The organism is Pseudomonas sp. BIGb0558 (genome assembly GCF_024807515.1).
Taxonomy (GTDB): Bacteria; Pseudomonadota; Gammaproteobacteria; order Pseudomonadales; family Pseudomonadaceae; genus Aquipseudomonas; species Aquipseudomonas yamanorum_A.
In genome coordinates, this window is the sequence record NZ_JANUEW010000001.1 from 436952 (window position 1) to 461048 (window position 24097).

Consider the following 24097-nt stretch of genomic DNA (forward strand, 5'->3'; position numbering starts at 1 on the left):
GATTGCAAAGGATACCGATTTCATTACCCGAAGCCGTGTGAATTATCCTCAACTGATGTAAGCGCAATCGCGACAAACTCGGCAAAGCCCCGCCGGACGGGTATTTCGGCGCATAGGCAATCCGGCAGGTGGTCGGTATACTCGGGCGCAATTAATGCATATTCAAGGATTTCGCCATGAAGCGCCTGATCTCTTCCCTTGCTGCGCTCGTCGCGGTCGCTTGCCTCGTTAGTGCCTGTGGTCAAAAAGGCCCGCTGTATCTGCCCGATGACAGCAAAGACCCGAATGAACAGGCGCAGTCGTCGCAAACCAAAGCGCACAAGCACGACACCTACTAAGGGAACATCATGGACGCTTTTAACAACCGGGACGGCGAGCTGTTCGCGGAAGGTGTCGCGCTGTCCGCCATTGCCGAGCGCTTTGGCACCCCGACGTACGTGTACTCCCGTGCCCACATCGAAGCCCAATACCGCTCCTTTGCCGACGCACTGGAAGGCACGCCGAGCCTGGTGTGCTTCGCCGTAAAAGCCAACTCCAACCTGGGTGTACTGAATGTCCTGGCGCGCCTGGGCGCTGGTTTTGACATCGTGTCCCGTGGCGAGCTCGAGCGTGTACTGGCCGCCGGCGGCAAGGCTGACAAAATAGTGTTCTCCGGTGTCGGCAAGAGCCGCGAAGACATGCGCCGCGCCCTGGAAGTGGGCGTGCATTGCTTCAACGTCGAATCCACCGACGAGCTGGAGCGCCTGCAAGTGGTGGCCGCCGAGATGGGCGTTCGCGCGCCGATCTCCCTGCGGGTCAACCCGGACGTAGACGCCGGCACTCACCCATACATTTCCACCGGTCTCAAAGAGAACAAGTTCGGCATCGCCATTGCCGACGCCGAGGACGTGTACATCCGCGCCGCCCAGTTGCCGAACCTGGAAGTATTGGGCGTCGACTGCCATATCGGCTCGCAACTGACCAGCCTGCCACCGTTCCTCGATGCCCTCGACCGCCTGCTGGCGCTGATCGACCGCCTCGGCGAGTGCGGCATCTACCTGCACCACATCGACCTCGGTGGCGGCGTGGGCGTGCGTTATCGCGATGAAGAGCCGCCGCTGGTCAGCGACTACATCAAGGCCGTGCGCGAGCGCACCGAAGGCCGCGACCTGACGCTGATGTTCGAGCCGGGCCGCTACATCGTCGCCAACGCCGGCGTGCTGCTGACTCAGGTCGAGTACCTCAAGCACACCGAGCACAAGGATTTCGCCATCGTCGACGCGGCGATGAACGACCTGATCCGCCCGGCGCTGTACCAGGCCTGGATGGACGTGACGGCCGTCAAGCCACGTGCAGGCGTTGGCCGCGCGTACGACGTCGTCGGCCCGATCTGCGAGACCGGCGACTTCCTGGCCAAGGAACGTCAGCTGGCCCTGGAAGAAGGCGACCTGCTGGCCGTGCATTCGGCCGGTGCCTACGGGTTTGTCATGAGCTCCAACTACAACACCCGCGGGCGTACCGCCGAGGTGCTGGTGGACGGTGATCAAGCGTTTGAAGTGCGTCGCCGCGAGACGGTAGCCGAGTTGTTTGCTGGCGAAAGCCTGCTGCCGGAGTAAGGTCATGTTGCTGCGTTTTACCAAGATGCACGGGCTGGGCAACGACTTCATGGTCCTCGACCTGGTCAGCCAGCACGCGCACATCCTGCCCAAACACGCCAAGCTGTGGGGCGACCGGCACACCGGTGTCGGCTTCGACCAGTTGCTGCTGGTGGAAGCACCGAGCAACCCGGAAGTGGATTTCCGTTACCGGATCTTCAACTCCGACGGCTCCGAAGTGGAACAGTGCGGCAACGGTGCCCGCTGTTTCGCCCGCTTTGTGCTGGACAAGCGCCTGACCGCCAAACGGCAGATTCGCGTCGAGACCAAAAGCGGCATCATCGAGCTGGATATTCGCAGCGACGGCCAGATCGGCGTCAACATGGGCGCGCCACGGCTGGTGCCGGCGGACATTCCGTTCCAGGCTACCGAGCAGGCGCTGAGCTACCCGGTGGACGTGGACGGCAAGACCGTCAACCTGGCCGCCGTGTCCATGGGCAACCCCCACGCCGTGCTGCGGGTGGATGACATCAACAGCGCACCGGTTCACGAACTGGGGCCGAAGATCGAAAACCACCCGCGCTTTCCGGCGCGGGTTAACGTGGGTTTCCTGCAGGTCATCGACCGTTCCCGTGCGCAGTTGCGCGTCTGGGAGCGCGGTGCCGGCGAAACCCAGGCCTGCGGCACCGGTGCTTGCGCCGCTGCCGTCGCCGCCATCAGCCAGGGGTGGATGGATTCGCCGCTGCTGATCGACCTGCCCGGTGGACGCTTGTCCATCGAATGGGCAGGTCCCGGCCAACCGGTGAAAATGACCGGCCCGGCCACCCGCGTCTACGAAGGACAGGTCCGTCTATGAGTGAGCAAATCTAATGACTGATAAGCCTCAAGTACCCGCGCAAGCATCCCCAAGCGAAAGTCTGGAGGCCGCAGCCGTTGCGGCGTATCTGGAGGCTAATCCGGACTTCTTCGTCGAACACGAAGAGCTGTTGCCGGCCCTGCGTATTCCCCACCAGCGCGGCGACACCGTGTCGCTGGTGGAGCGCCAGATGAAGATCCTGCGCGAGCGCAATATCGAGATGCGCCACAGGCTCTCGCAGCTGATGGACGTGGCCCGCGACAACGACCGCCTGTTCGACAAGACCCGCCGCCTGGTCCTGACCCTGATGGACGCCGCCAGCCTGGAAGAAGCGGTGATTGCCGTCGAAGACAGCCTGCGCCAGGACTTCCAGGTGCCCTTTGTGAGCCTGATCCTGTTCAGTGACAACCCGATGCCGGTGGGCCGCTGGGTCAGTGGCAGCGACGCCCAGACCGCCATTGGCGGCCTGCTGTCCGAAGGCAAGACCATCAGCGGCACCCTGCGTGAGCATGAGCTGGACTTCCTGTTCGGCGCCGAGCAGCGCCAGCAGATCGGCTCCACCGCCGTGGTCGCCCTCAGTCATCAAGGTTTGCATGGCGTGCTGGCCATCGCCAGCCGTGATCCACAGCATTACAAAAGCTCGGTGGGCACACTGTTCCTGAGCTATATCGCCGAAGTGCTGGGCCGCGTCCTGCCACGCTTCACCACCGCCCTGCGCGCGGTGCGCTAGCCATGGAACGACAACTGGACGCCTACTGCGCTCACCTGCGCAGCGAGCGCCAGGTGTCGCCGCATACCCTGGAAGCCTACCGGCGGGACTTGAACAAGGTCCTGGCGTTCTGTGAGAAACACCACATCAGCAGCTGGAAGGCCCTGGACATCCAGGGCTTGCGCAGCCTGATCGCCCGCCTGCACCAGCAAGGCCAATCCTCCCGCAGCCTGGCACGCCTGCTGTCGGCGGTGCGCGGCCTCTATCACTACCTGAACCGCGAAGGCCTGTGCAACCACGACCCGGCCAACGGCCTGGCGCCGCCCAAGGGCGAACGCCGCCTGCCCAAGACCCTCGACACGGATCGCGCCCTGCAATTGCTTGATGGCGCCGTGGAGGACGATTTCCTGGCCCATCGCGACCAGGCGATCCTCGAACTGTTCTATTCCTCGGGCCTGCGCCTGTCGGAACTGACCGGGCTTAACCTCGATCAACTGGACCTGGCGGACGGCCTGGTGCAGGTGCTCGGCAAAGGCAGCAAGACCCGCGTATTGCCGGTGGGCAAAAAGGCCCGCGAAGCCTTGCTGCTATGGCTGCCGCTGCGCGCCCTGGCCAGCCCGGCGGATGATGCCGTGTTCATCAGCCAGCAAGGCCGCCGCCTCGGGCCGCGGGCCATTCAGGTGCGGGTCAAGGCCGCCGGCGAGCGCGAGCTGGGGCAGAACCTGCACCCGCACATGCTGCGGCACTCCTTTGCCAGCCACTTGCTGGAGTCGTCCCAGGACCTGCGCGCCGTGCAGGAGCTGCTGGGCCACTCCGACATCAAGACCACCCAGATCTACACCCACCTGGACTTCCAGCACCTGGCAACGGTGTACGACAGCGCCCATCCACGGGCCAAACGCATTAAGGGCAGTGACTCATGAGCATCAAGCTGATCACCTTCGACCTGGACGACACACTCTGGGATAACGTGCCGGTCATCATCAGTGCCGAGGCATCGATGCGCGAATGGCTGGCGACCCATGCCACCAAGGTGGGCGACTTGCCCCTGGAGAAGTTCGCCCGCCTTCGCCAGCAGGTGCTGGAGCGCCATCCAGAGCTCAAATACCGCATCAGCGTGTTGCGTCACAAGGTGCTGCAACATGCCTTCGAGGAAGCCGGATACCCACTGCCCGAAGCGGCGCAGATGGCGGATGTGTGCTTTGAAGCGTTTATCCACGCGCGCCACCAGCTCACGGTGTTTCCCGAGGCCGAGCCGATGCTCCAGGCGCTGCGTCAGCACTATTTGCTTGGGGTGATCACCAACGGCAATGCCGATGTGCAGCGTGTGGGGCTGGCGGATTACTTTCACTTTGCCCTGCGGGCTGAAGACATTGGTATCGCCAAGCCGGATGCGCGGTTGTTCCAGGAGGCCTTGCAGCGCGGTGGCGTAGCGCCGGGCGCGGCGGTGCATGTCGGGGATCATCCGGGGGATGACATTTCCGGGGCGCAGCAGGCGGGCCTGCGGGCGGTGTGGTTTAACCCGGCGGGCAAGGCCTGGGAAGCGCAAAAGCGCCCGGATGCCGAGATTCGCAGCCTGACCGAGTTGCCAGAAGTCCTCGCCCGTTGGAACGTATAACTGACGATGAAGCGCTTTTGTGGCGAGGGAGCTTGCTCCCGTTGGGCTGCGAAGCGGCCCCTGAACCAGCCACGACGGCCTTTCTGAAAGACCGCGTCGACCCAACCAGGGGCCGCTTCGCGCCCCAACGGGAGCAAGCTCCCTCGCCACCACAAACGCTTCATTCTTAGATGGGTGTTGGGCCTGACCCTTTTGATTCGCCCATGAAAAAGCCCGCAGCGACGGCGGGCTTTTTCAGCAAGCGGACAGCGGGCCTTAGATAGGCCGGCTGCCGTACTTGTTATCCGGCTTCTTCGGCGGATCAGCCACCACGTTAGCCTCGACTTCCTGCACTTTGCCGCCTTTAGCGAGGAATTCTTCCATCGCACGGGCCAGCGCATCGCGCTCTTTGTTCTTGGCTTCTACGCTCGGCAGTTCGTCAACCGACACCGCAGCCTTGGCCTTGCCCTTGGCTGCCGGGACCGGTGCGTCGTCGCCACCGTCGTCGTCAGCCACGTCTTCGGCAGCCGCCTCAAGACCTTCTTCGGTTTCGTCGTCGTCGCCTACTTCGAGGTCGTCGTTTTCCAGATCATCGTCGCTCATGTTCTACCTCATGACTTGCGAAAAGCAGATTAGTTATAGCCCAGCTTCGCCACCTGTCGACGGCGGCCGGAAAAAAATCAACATCCACCGGTTAACCAGTGGCTTATGCCCCATCACCGTGCAAGGTGGCGAGGACTTTACGAGCACCGCCATGATCACGGTGCTCGCCCAGATAAACACCTTGCCAGGTCCCCATCGCCAAGCGGCCGGCCCTTACCGGCAAACTCAGCTGGCAGCCCAGGAGACTGGCCTTGAAGTGCGCCGGCAGATCATCCGGACCTTCGTCGTTGTGTTCATATCCCGCCATGCCTTGCGGCACCAGCGCATTGAAAAAACGCTCGAAGTCACGGCGAACCGCCGGGTCGGCATTCTCGTTGACCGTCAACGAGGCCGAGGTGTGCTGCAGCCACAAATGCAACAGGCCCACCCGACAGGCCTTCAATTCAGGCAGGCCGGCGAGCAACTCGTCCGTTACCAGATGAAAGCCCCGGGGCTTGGCCCGCAGGGTTATCAGGGTCTGTTGCCACATACAGTTCTCCGCCCATCGGCGCGCATTCTAGCGCGCTCAGGGAAAAAACAAAGTGCCGAATACGCCTACATGCCTGTAAGACATTCGCACAGTGAAAAGTGCGGTGTGGATAGCATCACAAAGTCGTGAAAAAACCCATACACCTTTAGCCACAGACAAACCCCAGGCAAAAAAATGCCCGGCAAGCCGGGCATCTTTTTTTCGCGTACTTACAAGTTGTAGCCGCGTTCGTTGTGTTGCGCCAGATCGAGGCCAACTGCCTCTTCCTCTTCGGTCACCCGCAGGCCCATCACCACGTCCAGCACCTTGAGGATGATGTACGTCACGATAGCGGTGTAGATGACGGTGAAGCCGACGCCTTTGCACTGGATCCAGACTTGTGCCGCGATGTCGGTGGTGGTGGCGTTGAAGCCGCCCATCGCCGGTGCAGCAAATACGCCGGTCAGGATCGCGCCGAGGATACCGCCGATACCGTGCACGCCGAAGGCGTCCAAGGAGTCGTCGTAGCCCAGTTTGCGTTTCAGGGTAGTGGCGCAGAAGAAGCACACCACACCGGCAGCCAGGCCGATCACCAGGGCGCCCATCGGGCCCACGGTGCCAGCGGCTGGAGTGATTGCCACCAGGCCCGCAACCACACCCGAGGCGATGCCCAGGGCGCTTGGCTTACCGTGGGTGACCCACTCGGCGAACATCCAGCCCAGCGCTGCAGCAGCGGTAGCGATCTGGGTGACCAGCATCGCCATGCCGGCAGTGCCGTTGGCCGCAGCAGCGGAGCCGGCGTTGAAGCCGAACCAGCCGACCCACAGCATGGCCGCGCCCACCAGGGTGTAACCCAGGTTGTGCGGTGCCATCGGGGTGGTTGGGAAGCCTTTACGCTTGCCGAGTACCAGGCACGCTACCAGGCCAGCCACACCGGCGTTGATGTGCACCACGGTGCCGCCGGCGAAGTCCAGCACGCCCCAGTCGCCCAGCAACGAACCCGGACCGCCCCATACCATGTGGGCAATCGGTGCGTAGACCAGGGTGAACCAGACGCCCATGAAGATCAGCATCGCGGAGAACTTCATGCGCTCGGCGAACGCACCGACGATCAGCGCCGGGGTAATGATCGCGAAGGTCATCTGGAAGGTCACGAACACCGCCTCAGGGAACAACGCCGCCGGGCCGGTGATGCTGGCCGGGGTCACACCCGAGAGGAACAGTTTGGACAAGCCACCCACAAACGAGTTGAGGTTGACGACGCCTGCTTCCATACCGGTGGTGTCGAACGCCATGCTGTAGCCGTAGACGAACCACAGGATGGTGATCAGGCCGGTGATGGCGAAGCATTGCATCATCACGGAAAGAATGTTTTTGGAACGAACCATGCCGCCGTAGAACAGCGCGAGGCCTGGAATGGTCATGAACAGCACCAGCGCGGTGGACGTGAGCATCCACGCGGTGTCGCCGGAATTGAGGACTGGAGCAGGTGCTGGGTCCGCCGCCATGGCCAGGGCCGGCATTACGAGGGACAACAGGGCTCCTAGCCCTGCGAATTTACGCAGAGTCATATTGTTTTCTCCTGGGGCGTTGGGGTTTGGCGGCTTAGATTGCGTCGGTATCGGTTTCGCCGGTACGGATGCGAATAGCCTGTTCCAGATTGACCACGAAGATCTTGCCGTCACCGATCTTGCCGGTGTTGGCGGCCTTGGTTATCGCCTCGATAACCCGGTCAAGATCCTTGTCGTCAATGGCGACATCAATCTTCACCTTTGGCAGGAAATCGACCACGTATTCCGCGCCGCGATACAGCTCGGTGTGACCCTTCTGCCGACCGAAGCCTTTGACCTCAGTAACGGTAATGCCCTGCACGCCGATCTCGGACAGTGACTCGCGTACATCGTCCAACTTGAACGGCTTGATGATGGCAGTGACTAGCTTCATGAAAACTCTCTCCCGAATTGGTGGACTTGCCCCAGGAAAACAAACCCGTCTCAAGTCTAAGCGCAGTGCCTGGCTTTGTAACGCTTCGTCGCCCTGGCATTTGCCATTGCGACGCTCGCTAACCACTGGTGACGAAACATGTACCGCTGGTCCGTCGGCGCACTGCATCGTCACAGCGACTGCATCAGTGCATGGGTCATGATCGTCTAAGCAGAAAGCTTGCCAGCTCCGTAAAAATCACTGAAATCAGTCCTTTGTTCGCTTGTGCCCACCTGCCGGGCGCTGTTGCCGCGAAGATACGCACGAAAACAGTGCGCGACCGCCCGGCCCCATGCGCGAAAAGCGTGCGCCGGCGGCGGTAAAAAAGACTATAGACGCTGCGTGATACACTGCCGGCCAACAGATTTTCCGGACTATTTCCCATGCTCGCGCCCAAAGACCTCCTCGACGCCCTGAGCGGCCACGCCTCCCGCCTGTTCAGCAGCGACACACCGCTGCCACGCAATGAAATTGAAAGCCAGTTCAAGGCGCTGCTGCAGAGCGGCTTCAGCAAGCTGGACCTGGTCAGCCGGGAAGAGTTTGATAGCCAGATGGTGGTGTTGGCGCGCACTCGGGCGCGGCTGGAAAGCCTTGAGGCCAAGGTGGCGGAGCTGGAAGCGCGATTGACGCCTGCCGCCGAATAAACCGGCCAACCGGGGCAGGTCTTGCCTGTCCCCGTTAAACCGTTGCTACCGTCAGCTTACCCGCTGATACCCGCCGACAACGCCCTTCTTCGACAACACCCACTGCCACAGCTGGATATCCCGCGCGCGAAACGCCCCTGCACACGACAGCAGGTAATAGCGCCACATCCGGTAGAAACGCTGGCCAAAGGTTTCTGCAAACTCGGGCCACGCCAACTCGAAGTTTTCGCACCAGGCCATCAGCGTCTTGTCGTAATCGGCGCCAAAGTTGTGCAAATCTTCGGCAACAAATAATCCGTCCATGGCATCGCCAACCTGCCCGATCGAGGGCAAATCGCCGTTTGGAAAGATGTATTTATCGATCCACGGGTCCGGCGTGCTGTTGCGCTGGTTCTTGCCGATGGTGTGCAGCAGGAACAGCCCTTCGTCCTTCAGGCAGCGGTTGGCGACCTCCATATACGCCCGATGATTCTTGCGGCCCACGTGCTCGAACATGCCGACGCTGGCGATATGATCGAATTGCTCGTCGATATCCCGATAGTCCTGCAGCCTAAACTCGATCGGCAGATGGGCGTACTTGGCGCGGCCCCACTCCGCCTGCTCCTTGGAGATGGTCACACCGACACACTCGACGCCGTAGTGCTCGGCGGCATGGCTCATGAAGCTCCCCCAGCCACAGCCGATATCCAGCACGCGCATGCCCGGCTTGAGCCCCAGTTTTTTACAGATCAGGTCCAGCTTGGCGAACTGCGCCTGTTCCAGGGTGGTGGCGTCTTTCCAGTAGCCGCAGGTGTAGGTCATGCGCGAGTCGAGCATGCTTGCGTAAAAGTCATTACCGAGGTCGTAGTGCGCTTCGCCGACTTGCCAGGCGCGCTTCTTGTTTTGCAGGTTCAGCCATCGGGAACTGAACGCGTGAAACAACAAGGTGGCCGGGTTGGCCTGGTCGATCACGCCGGAGCGCATGAGCCGGTAGAAAAACTCATCCAGCGCCTCGGCATCCCAGCCGCCGTCCATATAATCTTCGCCAAGCCCCAGGTTTCCCTTGGCCAGGGCCAGGTCGAACGTGGCACCGTGGTGCAGTTGCATATCTGCAGCCGACGGTCCGTTGACCTCGATCTGCGCCTGCGCCAGCAACTCCTTAACGAAGCGCGCTCCCTGAGACATCTCATCAGAACCGGAAAAAGAATGACGCGTTTTGTTAAGCACAATTGCTCTCCAGAAATAGCGTTGCCTTTGATTCATACACTGCGAGAAATCTGGCCATGGAAGCGTCTGGAAAGGCCCTTGCGGCATGACCGGGAACGCTGGCTGGGAACAGATGTAACAAATCTTATCCAGCCAATTTTTAAAGATATAATGAATTAATATTATGAAAACCATGCAAAATTGGAATGCAAGATGGACATCCGGGCGCTCCGTTATTTCGTAGAAGTCGTGGACCAGCAGAGCTTCACCAAAGCCGCCACCAAACTGCACCTGACCCAACCCACGGTCAGCAAGATGGTGCAGCAACTGGAATCGAGCCTTGGCCTGAGGCTGCTGGACCGCATGGGAAAACGCTTCACCCTGACGGACGCCGGGGAGATCGTGCTCAAGCGCGCCAAGGAAATGATCGCGCTGCACGACGAGATGACCGTAGAGCTGCAAGACCTGCAGCAGGTCGGCCGTGGCGCCCTGCGCATGGGGCTTTCACCCTCCACGCACCTCGCGTTGGCGCCGATCTTTGCCGAATATCACGCCCGCTATCCGAAGATCGAACTGAAACTGTTTGAAAGCGGCGGCAACGTCACCCTTCAGGACCTGCGCCAGGGCACCCTGGAGTTCGGCACCATTCTGGACTCACCGCGCGTGGCGGATATCTGGTCCGAATTCGAATCAATGCCCTTGTTCGAATCGCCGCTGTGCCTGCTCGCGCCCCACGACTCGCCCTGGCAGGGACGCAGCTCGGTGCAACTGAGCGAACTGCACGCCTGCGAATTCATCTTTTACGATGACACCTTCACCCTGAACCAGTTTGTACTCGATGCCTGCGCCCAAGCCGGTTTTGAGCCGCGCATCAGCGGCCGCAGCAGCCAATGGGACTTTATCGCCTCCCTGGTGCGGCTGGGCGTGGGCATCACCCTGCTGCCCCGGGCGTTCTGCGACACCCTCGACGCCAGCCAATTCAGCATTGCGGAAATTCAGTCGCCGGCCCTGAACTGGCGGCTGATGCTGGCGTGGCGGCGCCAGTGCAAGCTGTCGTTTGCGGCGCAGGCGTGGTTGACGTTGGCGAAGGAGTTTCTGTGTGTGCCGCCGCCGGACCGCTAGCGCGATACGTTCTGTAAAACCTCGCCGCCGCACTCCGCCAGCGCTCAACTACCCTTGAAAAACCGCAGGAAGCGGCCACTCATTTCAAGGATCGAGCATGTCCCTCGCCATTGTCCACAGCCGCGCCCAGATTGGCGTCGAAGCCCCCGCCGTCACCGTCGAGGTGCACATGGCCAACGGCTTGCCGTCGCTGACGCTGGTGGGCCTGCCGGAGACCGCGGTCAAGGAAAGCAAAGACCGCGTGCGCAGCGCCATTCTCAATTCCGCGCTGCAATACCCGTCCCGCCGCATCACCCTCAACCTCGCGCCCGCCGACCTGCCCAAGGACGGCGGGCGTTTTGATCTGGCGATTGCCCTGGGGATTCTCGCCGCCAGCGTGCAGGTGCCGACGCTGACCCTCGATAACGTGGAATGCCTGGGCGAACTGGCGCTGTCCGGCGAGGTGCGGGCGGTGAAAGGTGTGTTGCCGGCAGCCCTGGCGGCGCGCAAGGCCGGGCGCACCTTGATCGTGCCTCGGGCCAATGCCGAGGAAGCGTGCCTTGCCTCGGGGTTGAAGGTGATTGCGGTGGATCATCTGCTGCAAGTGGTGGCGCACCTGAACGGTCACGTGCCGATCGAACCCTTCGTTTCCAGTGGCCTGATGTACCTGAACAAGCCCTACCCGGACCTCAGTGAAGTGCAGGGCCAACTGGCAGCCAAGCGCGCCCTGTTGATCGCTGCGGCGGGCGCCCACAACCTGTTGCTCAGCGGGCCGCCGGGCACCGGCAAGACCTTGCTCGCCAGCCGGCTGCCGGGGTTGTTGCCGCCCTTGAGTGAGCAGGAAGCGCTGGAGGTCGCGGCGATTCAGTCGGTGGTCAGCCTGGCGCCGCTGAGCCACTGGCCGCACCGGCCATTTCGCCAGCCGCACCATTCGGCATCCGGCCCGGCGCTGGTGGGCGGTGGGTCGAAACCGCAGCCGGGGGAAATCACCCTGGCCCATCACGGTGTGTTGTTTCTCGATGAGCTTCCGGAGTTTGATCGCAAGGTCCTGGAGGTGCTGCGGGAGCCGCTGGAATCCGGGCATATCGTGATTTCCCGCGCCCGCGACCGAGTGAGTTTCCCGGCGCGTTTCCAGTTGGTGGCGGCGATGAATCCCTGCCCTTGCGGCTATGTGGGCGAGCCGAGCGGCCGTTGCCGCTGCACGCCGGAGCAAATCCAGCGCTATCGCAACAAACTCTCCGGGCCGCTGCTGGACCGGATTGACCTGCACGTGACTGTCGCCCGGGAAAGCACCGCGCTGAACCCGGGCAAACAGTCCGGCGATGACACCGCCAGCGCGTCCGTGCTCGTCGCCGAGGCCCGGGAGCGTCAGCAACGGCGCCAGGGCTGCGCCAATGCCTTTCTTGACCTGCCGGGGCTACGCCAGCACTGCAAGCTGGTGAAGGCCGATGAAGGCTGGCTGGAGAGCGCGTGCGAACGGCTGACGCTGTCGTTGCGGGCGGCGCATCGCCTGCTCAAGGTCGCCCGCACCCTGGCAGACCTGGAACAGGTGGATGCCATCGCCCGCCATCATCTGGCGGAAGCCTTGCAGTACCGGCCTGCCAGCGCTTCCTAGCGCGGCGCAACCAGGTGCTGGGCTGTCGGACCGAGGCTTGAGGCGTCGGGTCGGCCGTCATCGCGGGCAAGCCCGGCTCCCACAGTGGACCGCGTACTTCAGAACAACACGGTCAACTGTGGGAGCGGGCTTGCCCGCGATGGGGCCCGAACAGTCAATCAACGAAACCGGTCAACCTCATGCCGCAAGCCCGCCGCCAGGGTTTCCAGTTCCTTGGCGGTGATCGCCAGGTTCGACACCACTTCACGCTGCTCGCTGTTGGCCAGGGCAATGCTCTGCAGGTTGCTGCTCAGCAAGGTCGCCGTGCTGCTCTGCTCTTGGGTGGCAGTGGTAATCGCCGCAAACTGCTGGCCGGCCGAGCGGCTTTGCTCGTCGATCCGCGCCAGCGCCGATGCCACGTCAGCATTGCGCGCCAGGCCTTCCTGCATCAGCACGTTGCCTTGCTCCATGGTGCTGATGGCGTTGCCGGTTTCCTGCTGGATGCTCTGGATCATCCCGGAGATCTCGTCCGTGGCCTGACGGGTGCGCGACGCGAGGTTGCGTACTTCATCCGCCACCACCGCAAACCCGCGCCCCTGCTCACCAGCCCGTGCGGCTTCGATGGCGGCGTTGAGCGCCAGCAGGTTGGTCTGTTCGGCAATCGCGGTGATCACACCGACGATCCCGCCGATTTCCTGGGAGCGCTGGCCCAGGGTGTTAATCACCGTGGCCGTGCTGTTCAGTGCAGTGGCGATGTGTTCCAGGGACGACGACGCCTCTTGCATCGAGGTGCGGCCGATCTTGGTTTGCTGGGCGTTGTCCTGGGCCAGGCGTTCGGTATTGCCCATGTTGTCGGCGATGTTCAGCGAGGTGGCGCTGAACTCTTCCACCGCGCCGGCCATGCTGGTGATTTCGCCGGACTGTTGCTCCATGCCTTCATAGGCACCGCCAGACAAACCCGACAGCGCCTGGGCGCGGCTGTTCACGTCTTCAGCGGCCTTGCGGATGTGCGACACCATGGTCGACAGCGCTTCGCCCATCTGGTTGAAACTGCGGGCCAACTGGCCGATTTCGTCATGACTGGAAACGTTCAGGCGCGCACTCAAATCACCAGCGCCCAGGGCTTCGGCCTGACGCACCAAGTCGCCCAACGGCTGCAACTTGCTGCGCAGCAGCCAGACCGCAGCGCCCACCGCCAGCAACATCGCGAGCAAGCTGCCGATCACCAGGCGAATGCCCACCGACCAGGTCACCGCGCGAATTTCGGCTTTCGGCATGCTCGCCACCACCGACCACGGGCCGCCTTCAAACGGCACCGCGACGCTGTAGAAGTCTTCGTTCTTGTCGCTCCAGAAGCGGCCTTTGCCGGGTTTGGCGGCCAGGTCGAGCATCACCGGGATCGCCTGGTCGAGCGCCTGCACACCCGCCGGCGGCACCAGCCAGTGTTTCTGTTCATCCAGCAGCGCCAGGGAGCCGGTCTGGCCGATGCGGAAGCGCTTGAGGTTGTCGAACTGGGCGTTCTGCGCATCGGTGTAGTCGAAGCCGACAAACAGCACCGCAATCACTTTGCCGCTGGCGTCACGCACCGGGCTGTATTGGGTCATGTAGGAGCGATCAAACAACACCGCGCGGCCGACGTAGCCCTGCCCGCCGAGCAAACGCTGATAGGCCGGGTGCTGGTGATCCAGCGCCGTACCGATGGCGCGGCTGCCGTCCTGTTTGGTCAGGGAGGTACTGACGCGGATAAAGTCCTCGCCACTGCGTACGAACAAGGTCGCCACGCCGCCGGACATCTGCTTGAACTCGTCGACTTCAGCGAAGTTGTTGTTCAGCACTTCCTCGCCCAGGTACAGGCCCGGGGTCTGCACGCCCGCCACCGTCACCGGTTGGTCGGGGCGCGTGCTCAAGCCAGCGCTGAAGCGCTTTTCAAACAGCCCGCTCAAACGCTGGGTACTTTCGCGCAGGGTGCTGTGGAAGGTATTGAGTTGGTCGGCCAGCAACCGGGCCTCGCTGGCCAGGTGTTCCTCGCGGGTGTCGAGGTTGGCGGAGTCCAGCGAACGCAAGGCGAACACCGTGCTGCCGCTGATGACGACCGCCAGTATCACGGCGAGGGCAAGCCCCAGTTGGGAGGCGATCCGGGCGCGAGGTTGAGACATGAAGGCTCCTGGCCGAGGCCAGGATCATCCTGATCTCATAGCGCTGCTCGGCAAAATTCTAATAGGGGAAACGTTGTAGAACGCTAGTTCCAACAACCCTACTTCGGCGGGCAAGCTCAATACTTGAGCAATTCGCAGGGGTATCACGCAAACGATTGCTCCGAGGCGCGCAAACACCTCAATCGAGGCGCTCCACCCGGGGCAATTCCATCGCCTGCACCTCGCCCTGGAGAAAGTCCGCCAAGCGTCGCAAACGCTCGCCTCCGGGCCGGGTTTTCGGCCACACCAAGTAGTAATTTTCCCCACTGGCCACGGCGGTGGGCCATGGCAGGCTCAAGCGGCCCTGGGCGACGTCTTCGGCCACCATCAGCAAGTCGCCCATGGATACGCCGTACCCTCGGGCGGCGGCGATCATGCCCAACTCCAAGGTGTCGAACACCTGCCCGCCCTTGAGCGAAACCTGGGATGACAGCCCCATGCGCTCGAGCCAGTAGCGCCAGTCGCGACGGTCGGGCGTCGGGTGCAGCAATTCGGCAGTGGCCAGCCGCGTGACATCCCAGGGGCCGTCGCTCAACAGGTTCGGCGCGCCCACCGGAATCAGCAACTCGGGGAACAGGTAGCTCGCCTCCCAGTCCGGCGGAAAATGGCCATTGCTCAGCAACACCGCGCAATCAAACGGCTCCTGGTTGAAGTCCACTTCATCGATGCTCATCCAGGCGCTGGTCAGTTGCACTTCATTGCCCGGCTGCAAGTGCCGGAAGCGACTGAGGCGCGCCAGCAACCAGCGCATGGTCAGGGTGGACGGGGCCTTCATGCGCAGGATGTCGTCTTCCGCATTCAACGTATGGCAGGCGCGCTCCAAGGCCGCAAAGCCTTCGCGCACGCCCGGCAGCAGCAGGCGCGCCGCCTCGGTGAGCTGCAAGGTGCGGCCGCTGCGCTGGAACAGGCGGCAGGCGAAATGCTCCTCCAGGGTACGAATGTGCCGGCTCACCGCACTTTGGGTGATCGACAACTCTTCCGCCGCGCGGGTGAACGAGTTGTAGCGGGACGCGGCTTCAAAGGCGCGCAAGGCGTAAAGAGGAGGAAGACGACGAGACATGGCGAAAGCTCCGACGGCGCAATATCGAAACCCTACCAGAATCATTCAGGCATGAGTTTTAATCATGCTAACCATCGGATTTATCCCTTTGTGCAAAGCGCTGTGAGCGCCGAGAATCAACCCTTCCACCCTTCCCTGACTTTTTGAGCGTGATGATCATGCAGCATCCGGCACGTACCGAACTCTGGGCCATTCTGCGGCTGTCAGGGCCGCTGATTGCCTCACAGTTGGCCCACATGCTGATGGTGCTGACCGACACCCTGATGATGGCCCGCCTGAGCCCCGAGGCCCTGGCCGGCGGCGGCCTGGGGGCGGCGAGCTATTCGTTCGTGTCGATTTTCTGCATCGGCGTGATCGCAGCCGTGGGCACCCTGGTCGCGATCCGCCAGGGCGCGGGCGACATCGAAGGCGCCACCCGGCTGACCCAGGCCGGGCTGTGGCTGGCCTGGTTGATGGCGCTGGTGGCCGGTTTGCTGCTGTGGAACCTCAAGCCGGTGCTGCTGATGTTCGGCCAGACCGAAACCAACGTCGCCTCCGCCGGCCAGTTCCTGACCATCCTGCCGTTCGCCCTGCCCGGCTACCTGACGTTCATGGCCCTGCGCGGCTTCACCAGCGCTATCGGCAAAGCCACGCCGGTGATGGTCATCAGCCTGGGCGGCACGGTGATCAACTACCTGCTCAACCATGCCCTGATCGAAGGCATGTTCGGCCTGCCGAAACTCGGGCTGGTGGGCATCGGCCTGGTCACGGCCATCGTCGCCAACTGCATGGCCCTGGCGCTGATCTGGTACATCAAATACAACCGCGCCTACGACGCCTATCCGCTGCGCAAGGGCCTGCTGCGGCCCAACCTGCATTACCTGCGGGAACTGTGGCGCCTGGGCCTGCCGATTGGCGGCACCTATGCGGTGGAAGTCGGGCTGTTTGCCTTCGCGGCGCTGTGCATGGGCACCATGGGCAGCACGCAACTCGCTGCGCACCAGATTGCCCTGCAGATTGTGTCGGTGGCGTTCATGGTGCCGGCAGGCATGTCCTACGCGATCACCATGCGCATCGGCCAGCATTACGGTGCCGGGAACCTGCTGGAAGCACGGCTCGCCGGGCGGGTCGGTATCGGCTTTGGCGCGCTGGTGATGCTGGGCTTTGCAGCGGTGCTGTGGCTGTTTTCGCACCAATTGATCAGCTTGTTCCTCGACCAGAACGACCCGGCCTTTCGCGACGTGATCAACCTCGCCGTCAGCCTGCTGGCCGTGGCCGCGTGGTTTGAGCTGTTCGACGGTGTGCAGACTATCGCCATGGGCTGCATTCGCGGGCTCAAGGACGCCAAGACCACGTTCCTGGTCGGGCTGGGTTGCTACTGGCTGATCGGCGCACCGGCCGCGTGGCTGATGGCGTTTAATCTTGGTTGGGGGCCGACGGGCGTGTGGTGGGGCCTGGCCCTGGGCCTGGCGTGCGCGGCAGTCAGCCTGACCTGGGCGTTTGAACGGAAGATGAAGCGGATGATTCGCCAGGAACCCGAAACCCACCGCAGGTTTCAAGCCACGCAGCCTGAGTAACGACTGTACTCGGTCAGTGTAGGAGTTGGCTTATGTGGGAGCCGGGCTTGCCCGCGATGCAGGCACCTCGGTCGGTCAGACACATCGCGGTGATGCTATCGCAGGCAAGCCAGCTCCCACAAAAGCGGGCTCCAACAGTTTGATTGGGTTTACACGGTCAGATCACGCCGCCTACCAACTGCTGGCTGTCACCAAAGGTCAGGTAGTCCACCAGTTCCGCCAACGGCAGCGGCTTGCTGATCAGGTAACCCTGGGCCTGATCACAGCCGAACAACCGCAGCAACGCCAGTTGTTCCGCGGTTTCCACACCCTCGGCCACCACTTCCAGGTTCAGGTTGTGGGCCAGGTTGATCATGGCGTGGACCAGCTTGCGGTTCTCTTCGCGCTCTTCCATACCGCCGACAAAGCTCTTGTCGATCTTGAGCAAAGCAATCGGCAGGCTGTTGAGGTGCACGAACGACGAGAAGCCGGTGCCGAAGTCATCCAGGGAAAAGCGCACGCCCAGCCGGCCGAGGGCGTCCATGGTCTGCTTGACCAGGTCGCTGCGGCGCATCACGGCGGTTTCCGTCAGCTCAAACTCAAGCCACTGGGCTTCCACGCCACGCTCGGCAATCAGCCGGCTGAGGGTGCTGAGCAATTGGCTGTCCTGGAACTGGCGGAACGACAGGTTGACCGCCATGTGCAGCGGCGCAATCCCGCGTTCGCGCAGGTCTTGCATGTCGCGCAGGGCCCGGGAGATCACCCAGTAACCCAGCGGCACGATCAACCCGCTTTGCTCGGCCAGCGGCACGAACTCGCTCGGCGGCAACAGGCCGCGCTCACCGTGGCGCCAACGTACCAGCGCCTCGAGGCCGACGATATGACCGTCGTCGAGGTCCAGCCGCGGTTGGTAATGCAGCTCCAGTTCGTCACGGCGCAACGCGCGGCGCAGTTCGCTTTCAAGGTCGGCGAGGCTGCGGGCATTGCGGTTGATGCGTTCGTTGAAGATATGAAAGGTGCAGCCCTGGGTGCTCTTGGCTTGCTGCATGGCGATATGGGCGTGCCACATCAGCGGGTCGGCGCCGGCCTTGGCGCGGGCATGGGCCACGCCGAGGCTGCAGCCGATCAGCAGGCTTTCGCCATCGACCCAATACGGTTCGGCCATGGCTTCGACGATGCGCTCGGCCATCCATTCGGCGCGCTGGGGCGCACGGCGGGTGTCGATCAGCAGGGCGAACTCATCGCTGCCCAGGCGCGCCAGTTGGTCGCCGGCCTCCAGCTGGCTCTTGAGCCGCGAGACCACTTGCAGGATCAGCCGGTCGCCGGCCTGGTGGCCGAGGGCGTCGTTGGCGTGGCGGAAGTTGTCCAGGTCGAGGTGACCGAGGGCGACGCCACGGCCGTCGTTTTCCGCCAACCGGGCGGTCAACAGGGTCTGGAAACCCTGGCGGTTGGCGATACCGGTCAGTGGGTCTTGCTCGGCCAAGCGTTGCAGGGTGTTTTCCAATACACCGCGCTCGCGCACATGCCGCAGGCAACGGCGCAATGTATCCACATCCAATGCATTCAGCACCAGCCAGTCGCTGACGCCGAGGGGCGAAACCAAAGGTTCCTCTTCCAACAGCAATACCGTTGGCAAGCTGCAACGACCGGGGCCGGGCTGAAGGTTGGCCGTGGTCAGCAACACCGCACTGTGATCGTCGTCGAACAGATTGCTCACAGACTCCCAGTTGGGTGCGCTGATCAACACGGCACCGATGCCCATCGGCGCCAGGCACTCGCGCAATAACGCTGCCCACGCTGGCTCATCGGCCAGTAGCAGCAAACGCAAGGGTTCGACAGGCGTAGACAAGCTAGCTCCCTAGACTCTGCAAAATTTCGTTGGCGGCGGGCATTATGACGTGCGACCCGATAATGACCAATGATAGGGCTTATCAAATACGCACTGCGCAGCTCTAGACCGAACAATAGTCCGAAATACCCTGCACATCCTGCGGCAAAGTAACAAAACCGGCAAATTTAGATCGAGTGGTACGTCACACTGTCGTTCAGAGGCAGCAGAATCTTGCCAGCCTGTTAAAATGCCCGCCCTTTTGATCAATGACTTCCTGAATTTCGTATGTCCCGACTCAATCCCCGGCAGCAAGAAGCCGTGAACTACGTCGGCGGCCCTCTATTGGTGCTCGCCGGTGCCGGTTCCGGCAAGACCAGCGTGATCACCCGCAAGATCGCGCACCTGATCCAGAGCTGCGGCATCCGTGCCCAGTACATCGTCGCCATGACCTTTACCAACAAGGCGGCGCGGGAGATGAAAGAGCGCGTCGGCACCCTGCTCAAGGGTGGCGAAGGCCGTGGCCTCACCGTGTGTACCTTCCACAACCTGGGGCTGAACATCATCCGCAAGGAGCACGTGCGGCTGGGCTACAAGCCGGGCTTCTCGATCTTTGACGAGACTGACGTCAAGGCGCTGATGACCGACATCATGCAGAAGGAATACGCGGGCGACGACGGCGTCGACGAGATCAAGAACATGATCGGCTCGTGGAAAAACGACCTGATCCTGCCCGCCGAAGCCCTGGAAGCTGCGCGCAACCCCAAGGAACAGACCGCCGCCATCGTCTACACCCACTACCAGCGCACGCTCAAGGCGTTCAACGCGGTGGACTTCGACGACCTGATCCTGCTGCCGGTAAAGCTGTTCCAGGAACACGCCGACATCCTCGAAAAGTGGCAGAACAAAGTCCGCTACCTGCTGGTGGACGAATACCAGGACACCAACGCCAGCCAATACCTGCTGGTGAAGTTGCTGATCGGCAAGCGCAACCAGTTCACCGTGGTGGGCGACGACGACCAGTCGATCTACGCCTGGCGCGGCGCCCGCCCGGAAAACCTGATGCTGCTCAAGGACGATTACCCGTCCCTGAAAGTGGTGATGCTGGAGCAGAACTACCGCTCCACCAGCCGCATCCTGCGTTGCGCCAACGTGCTGATCTCCAACAACCCCCACGAGTTTGAAAAACAGCTGTGGAGCGAGATGGGCCATGGCGACGAGATCCGTGTGATCCGCTGCCGCAACGAAGACGCCGAAGCCGAGCGCGTGGCCGTCGAACTGCTCACGCTGCACCTGCGCACCGACCGGCCCTACAGCGATTTCGCGATCCTGTACCGCGGCAACTACCAGGCCAAGCTGATCGAGCTGAAACTGCAGCACCACCAGATTCCTTATCGTCTGTCGGGCGGCAACAGCTTTTTCGGACGCCAGGAAGTGAAAGACCTGATGGCCTACTTCCGGCTGATCGTGAACCCGGACGACGACAACGCCTTCCTGCGGGTGATCAACGTCCCACGCCGGGAAATCGGTTCGACTACCCTGGAAAAGCTCGGCAACTACGCCACCGAACGCAAGATCTCGATGTACGCAGCCACCGACGAAATCGGCCTGGGCGAACACCTGGACACCCGCTTCACCGATCGCCTGGCGCGCTTCAAGCGTTTCATGGACAAGGTGCGCGAGCAGTGCGCCGGCGAAGACCCCATCAGCGCCCTGCGCAGCATGGTCATGGACATCGACTACGAGAACTGGCTGCGCACCAACAGCTCCAGCGACAAGGCCGCCGATTACCGCATGGGCAACGTGTGGTTCCTGATCGAGGCGTTGAAAAACACCCTGGAGAAGGACGAAGAAGGCGAGATGACCGTCGAGGACGCCATCGGCAAGCTGGTGTTGCGCGACATGCTTGAACGCCAGCAGGAAGAGGAAGACGGCGCCGAAGGCGTGCAGATGATGACCTTGCATGCGTCCAAGGGCCTGGAATTCCCCTACGTGTTCATCATGGGCATGGAAGAGGAAATCCTCCCGCACCGCTCCAGCATCGAGGCCGACACCATCGAGGAAGAACGGCGCCTGGCCTACGTGGGCATTACCCGCGCGCGTCAGACATTGGCCTTCACCTTTGCCGCCAAGCGCAAGCAATACGGCGAAATCATCGATTGTGCCCCCAGCCGGTTCCTCGACGAACTGCCGCCGGACGACCTGGCGTGGGAAGGCAACGACGACACACCCACCGAAGTCAAAGCCGTTCGCGGCAACACCGCCTTGGCGGATATACGCGCGATGTTAAAGCGCTAGAATCGACTACTTTTTAATCTACTTTCGGCGCGTGTTGCGCCAACAGAGGAAGCTTTCCGTGGAAGCACTGCACAAAAAAATTCGCGAACAGGGCATCGTGCTTTCCGATCAGGTACTCAAGGTCGATGCCTTTCTGAACCACCAGATCGACCCGGCGCTGATGAAACTGATCGGCGACGAATTCGCTGCGTTGTTCAAGGATTCGGGGATCACCAAGATCGTCACCATCGAAGCCTCGGGCATTGCGCCAGCGATCATGACCGGCCTGAACCTGGGCGTGCCGGTGATTTTCGCCCGCAAGCAGCAGTCCCTGACCCTGACTGAAAACCTGCTGTCGGCCACGGTGTATTCCTTCACCAAGAAAACCGAAAGCACCGTGGCGATTTCCCCGCGCCACCTGACCAGCAGCGACCGCGTGCTGATCATCGATGACTTCCTGGCCAATGGTAAGGCGTCCCAGGCGCTGATCTCGATCATCAAGCAGGCCGGCGCGACCGTGGCGGGTTTGGGGATTGTGATCGAGAAGTCGTTCCAGGGCGGCCGTGCGGAGCTGGATGCGCAGGGTTACCGGGTTGAGTCGCTGGCGCGGGTGCAGTCGTTGGCGGGTGGGGTCGTGACCTTCATCGAGTAATCGATAACGCCTCAAATGCTGGGGTGAGCACAGTTCAAAATGTGGGAGCTGGCTTGCCTGCGATGCAGGCACCTCGGTACTTCATTCATACCGAGTTGATGCTATCGCAGGCAAGCCAGCTCCCACAAAAGCCAGCTCCCACATTTGATTTGTGATGTTTGTTAGTGCGCGGTGGCCTGTAGGCCGGCGAGCAGCAGCCGCTGGTACAGGTCCTCTTTCAACCCCTCCGGCTTATCCAACCGCATCCGCACCAAGTGCTCGGGAAAGGCTTCCGGCTCCGGTGCATCCAGCGCCGCCTTGCCCAACTCCAGAATCTCCGTCAGCTTGAATTTGCTCTTGAGCCAGTTCAACGCCCGCAACAAATCCCGCTCTTCCTCGGTGAAATCACTACCCAGCGGATACTCCGGGAACAACCGTGGATGCCGCGCCTGAATCCCCTGCAAACGCTCCGGCGTGTTGTCGGCAAAGCGCGGATCCAGCTGGAAATCCTTCGGCAACTTCCCGGCTTTTTGCGCCTGTTCGATCAAGTCGTCCTGGAAGCGCGAGTCGGTGATGTTCAGCAGCCTTTCAATCACTTTGGCATCGGTCTGCCCGCGCAAATCCGCGATCCCGTATTCGGTGATCACGATGTCTCGCAGGTGCCGGGGAATGGTGCAGTGGCCGTACTCCCAGACGATATTGGAGCTGACGTCACCACCCGATTCGCGCCAGCTGCGCAGGATCAGGATCGAACGCGCGCCTTCCAGCGCATGGCCCTGGGCAACAAAGTTGTATTGGCCGCCCACGCCGCTGAGCACGCGACCGTCTTCCAACTGGTCGGCCACGCCCGCGCCCATCAGGGTCACGGTAAACGCACTGTTGATAAACCGCGCATCCAGGCGCTGCAAACGCTTGAGTTCTTCCTGCCCGTACAGCTCGTTGATGTAGCTGATGCGGGTCATGTTGAATTCCAGGCGCTTGCTCTGGGGCAAGTCCCGCAGGCGCTCGTAGAAACTGCGCGGGCCGAGGAAGAAGCCGCCGTGCACCGAGATCCCGTCGGTCTGCGCTGCTTCGTCCAGGGTGCCGGCGTTGGCCCGCTCCTGGGTCGCCACGTCCGGGTACACCTTGCGCCGCACAATCCCGGCATCGGCCAGCACCAGCAGGCCGTTGACGAACATTTCACTGCAACCGTACAGGCCACGGGCAAAGGGCGCGACGCCGCCTTCATGGCTGATCAGCGGCGCCCATTGGTACACATCCAGGTCGGTCAACAGCAGGCGATACGCCTCATTGTCTGCCTGGCGCGCCAGCAAGGCGGCGGTCAGTGCGTCGCCCATGGAACCAATGCCGATCTGCAAGGTGCCGCCGTCGCGCACCAGGGTGCTGGCGTGCAAACCGATAAAGTGATCCTGGAAACCCACCGGCATGTTCGGGGTGGAAAACAGCGTGGTGCTGTCCTTCTCGTCGATCAGGAAGTCGAATGCGTCCATGCCCAACTCGGCATCGCCGGGCATGTAGGGCAAATCACTGTGAACCTGGCCCACCACCAGAATGGTCTCACCGGCCTCACGGCGCTTGGCGATCATCGGCAACAGGTCGAGGGTGATGTCGGGGTTGCAGCTCAGGCTCAGGCGGTCCGGGTGTTCGGCGCTGCTGGCAACCAGTTGCGCGACAAGGTTCAGGCCGGCAGCGTTGATATCACGGGCGGCGTGGCTGTAGTTGCTGCTGACGTAATCCTGCTGGGCCGAAAGGCTGTGGAGCAAACTGCCGGGCTGCATGAAAAATTGCTGCACGTGAATGTTGGATGGCAGGTTGTCCTTGCGCAGGGCGGCGAGGAAATCCAGCTCGGGATAATCACCAAAAACCCGTTCGATAAAGGGTTCCAGAAAGCGCTTCTGCAAACCATCGCCCAAGGTCGGGCGACCCAGGGCCAATGCGGTGTAGATCGTCAGCGCCCGGTCCGGCAGCTTGGCGATGCGCCGGTACAGCGCATTGACGAACAGGTTGGGTTTGCCCAGGCCCAGGGGCATGCCCATGTGAATATGCGCCGGCAACCGTGCCAGTACGTCGTCGACCGCTTGCTCGATTGAACACAACTGCACCATCCGACTTCTCCCGAACATTCCATGAATTGGGGTTGGACCGAGCTTGCAGGGTCTTTGCTGCAAAGAACAGCCTCAAAAGGTAAATCGCGGGCACAAAAAAGCCGCTGGTCAG

21 protein-coding genes are annotated in these 24097 nt (G+C 62.1%); 12 read left to right on the top strand and 9 right to left on the bottom strand.

What is annotated here, in order from left to right:
• Positions 1-176: 176 nt before the first annotated feature.
• From M2400_RS02040 to M2400_RS02065, 6 genes are read left to right on the top strand one after another with little or no spacing between them, the layout of a single operon-like run.
• Entirely contained in the window at positions 177-338 is a 162-nt protein-coding gene (locus M2400_RS02040; protein ID WP_003208801.1) for an LPS translocon maturation chaperone LptM, read from the top strand.
• Between the two features lie 9 nt (positions 339-347).
• Positions 348-1595: a diaminopimelate decarboxylase gene (lysA, locus tag M2400_RS02045; protein ID WP_259195497.1), complete on the top strand. Its 1248-nt coding sequence runs from the start codon at positions 348-350 to the stop codon at positions 1593-1595.
• A gap of 4 nt (positions 1596-1599) precedes the next feature.
• Positions 1600-2430, top strand: coding sequence for a diaminopimelate epimerase (dapF, locus tag M2400_RS02050; protein ID WP_177043743.1), 831 nt, complete (start codon positions 1600-1602; stop codon positions 2428-2430).
• Positions 2431-2443: 13 nt separating this feature from the next.
• Positions 2444-3160 carry a DUF484 family protein gene (locus M2400_RS02055; protein WP_167664014.1) on the top strand — a complete coding sequence of 239 codons (717 nt, stop codon included), beginning with the start codon at positions 2444-2446 and terminating at the stop codon, positions 3158-3160.
• A 2-nt stretch (positions 3161-3162) separates the two neighbouring features.
• Positions 3163-4062: a tyrosine recombinase XerC gene (xerC, locus tag M2400_RS02060; protein ID WP_177043741.1), complete on the top strand. Its 900-nt coding sequence runs from the start codon at positions 3163-3165 to the stop codon at positions 4060-4062.
• Positions 4059-4757 carry an HAD family hydrolase gene (locus tag M2400_RS02065; RefSeq protein WP_259195494.1) on the top strand — a complete coding sequence of 233 codons (699 nt, stop codon included), beginning with the start codon at positions 4059-4061 and terminating at the stop codon, positions 4755-4757. The genes xerC and M2400_RS02065 overlap by 4 nt, the downstream gene beginning before the upstream one ends.
• Positions 4758-5012: 255 nt before the next feature.
• Here the strand turns inward: M2400_RS02065 and sutA are convergent, their stop codons facing one another.
• From sutA to glnK, 4 genes are all read right to left on the bottom strand, one after another.
• Positions 5013-5339, bottom strand: coding sequence for a transcriptional regulator SutA (gene sutA / locus M2400_RS02070; protein WP_003208791.1), 327 nt, complete (start codon positions 5337-5339; stop codon positions 5013-5015).
• A 103-nt stretch (positions 5340-5442) separates the two neighbouring features.
• Positions 5443-5868: a secondary thiamine-phosphate synthase enzyme YjbQ gene (locus M2400_RS02075; RefSeq protein ID WP_017476675.1), complete on the bottom strand. Its 426-nt coding sequence runs from the start codon at positions 5866-5868 to the stop codon at positions 5443-5445.
• Between the two features lie 209 nt (positions 5869-6077).
• Entirely contained in the window at positions 6078-7418 is a 1341-nt protein-coding gene (locus M2400_RS02080; protein WP_177043739.1) for an ammonium transporter, read from the bottom strand.
• Positions 7419-7452: 34 nt separating this feature from the next.
• Positions 7453-7791, bottom strand: a complete 339-nt coding sequence (gene glnK / locus M2400_RS02085; protein WP_002555808.1) for a P-II family nitrogen regulator — start codon at positions 7789-7791, stop codon at positions 7453-7455.
• 422 nt (positions 7792-8213) lie between these two features.
• Between glnK and M2400_RS02090 the strand changes: the two genes are divergently transcribed.
• Positions 8214-8474, top strand: coding sequence for an accessory factor UbiK family protein (locus M2400_RS02090; protein ID WP_003208783.1), 261 nt, complete (start codon positions 8214-8216; stop codon positions 8472-8474).
• A 51-nt stretch (positions 8475-8525) separates the two neighbouring features.
• On the opposite strand, the gene cfa is transcribed toward M2400_RS02090, so the two are convergent.
• A complete protein-coding gene (cfa, locus tag M2400_RS02095) occupies positions 8526-9638 on the bottom strand; it encodes a cyclopropane fatty acyl phospholipid synthase (protein ID WP_259195493.1) in 1113 nt (370 codons plus the stop codon).
• Positions 9639-9872: 234 nt separating this feature from the next.
• Here cfa and M2400_RS02100 point away from each other — a divergent pair, with 234 nt between their 5' ends.
• Together M2400_RS02100 and M2400_RS02105 are read left to right on the top strand one after the other, a co-directional pair.
• Positions 9873-10781 carry a LysR family transcriptional regulator gene (locus M2400_RS02100; RefSeq protein ID WP_177043737.1) on the top strand — a complete coding sequence of 303 codons (909 nt, stop codon included), beginning with the start codon at positions 9873-9875 and terminating at the stop codon, positions 10779-10781.
• A gap of 97 nt (positions 10782-10878) precedes the next feature.
• Positions 10879-12375 carry a YifB family Mg chelatase-like AAA ATPase gene (locus M2400_RS02105; RefSeq protein ID WP_177079181.1) on the top strand — a complete coding sequence of 499 codons (1497 nt, stop codon included), beginning with the start codon at positions 10879-10881 and terminating at the stop codon, positions 12373-12375.
• Positions 12376-12533: 158 nt separating this feature from the next.
• On the opposite strand, the gene M2400_RS02110 is transcribed toward M2400_RS02105, so the two are convergent.
• A complete protein-coding gene (locus tag M2400_RS02110; RefSeq protein ID WP_259195492.1) occupies positions 12534-14510 on the bottom strand; it encodes a methyl-accepting chemotaxis protein in 1977 nt (658 codons plus the stop codon).
• A 178-nt stretch (positions 14511-14688) separates the two neighbouring features.
• Complete coding sequence (locus tag M2400_RS02115) at positions 14689-15609, bottom strand: LysR substrate-binding domain-containing protein (RefSeq protein WP_177043733.1); 921 nt, start codon at positions 15607-15609, stop codon at positions 14689-14691.
• Between the two features lie 152 nt (positions 15610-15761).
• On the opposite strand from M2400_RS02115, the gene M2400_RS02120 reads away from it, so the two are divergent.
• Positions 15762-17165: a NorM family multidrug efflux MATE transporter gene (locus tag M2400_RS02120; protein WP_259195490.1), complete on the top strand. Its 1404-nt coding sequence runs from the start codon at positions 15762-15764 to the stop codon at positions 17163-17165.
• A gap of 157 nt (positions 17166-17322) precedes the next feature.
• Here M2400_RS02120 and M2400_RS02125 read toward each other — a convergent pair whose 3' ends face one another.
• A complete protein-coding gene (locus M2400_RS02125) occupies positions 17323-18993 on the bottom strand; it encodes a bifunctional diguanylate cyclase/phosphodiesterase (protein ID WP_177043731.1) in 1671 nt (556 codons plus the stop codon).
• A 267-nt stretch (positions 18994-19260) separates the two neighbouring features.
• Here M2400_RS02125 and rep point away from each other — a divergent pair, with 267 nt between their 5' ends.
• The gene (rep, locus tag M2400_RS02130) at positions 19261-21270 is read left to right on the top strand and encodes a DNA helicase Rep (RefSeq protein ID WP_008439414.1); all 2010 of its coding nucleotides are present in this window, start codon (positions 19261-19263) and stop codon (positions 21268-21270) included.
• Between the two features lie 58 nt (positions 21271-21328).
• Positions 21329-21901, top strand: a complete 573-nt coding sequence (locus tag M2400_RS02135) for a xanthine phosphoribosyltransferase (RefSeq protein WP_177043730.1) — start codon at positions 21329-21331, stop codon at positions 21899-21901.
• A 161-nt stretch (positions 21902-22062) separates the two neighbouring features.
• On the opposite strand, the gene M2400_RS02140 is transcribed toward M2400_RS02135, so the two are convergent.
• The gene (locus M2400_RS02140; protein WP_259195486.1) at positions 22063-23985 is read right to left on the bottom strand and encodes an acetyl-CoA hydrolase/transferase C-terminal domain-containing protein; all 1923 of its coding nucleotides are present in this window, start codon (positions 23983-23985) and stop codon (positions 22063-22065) included.
• Between the last annotated feature and the right edge of the window lie 112 nt (positions 23986-24097).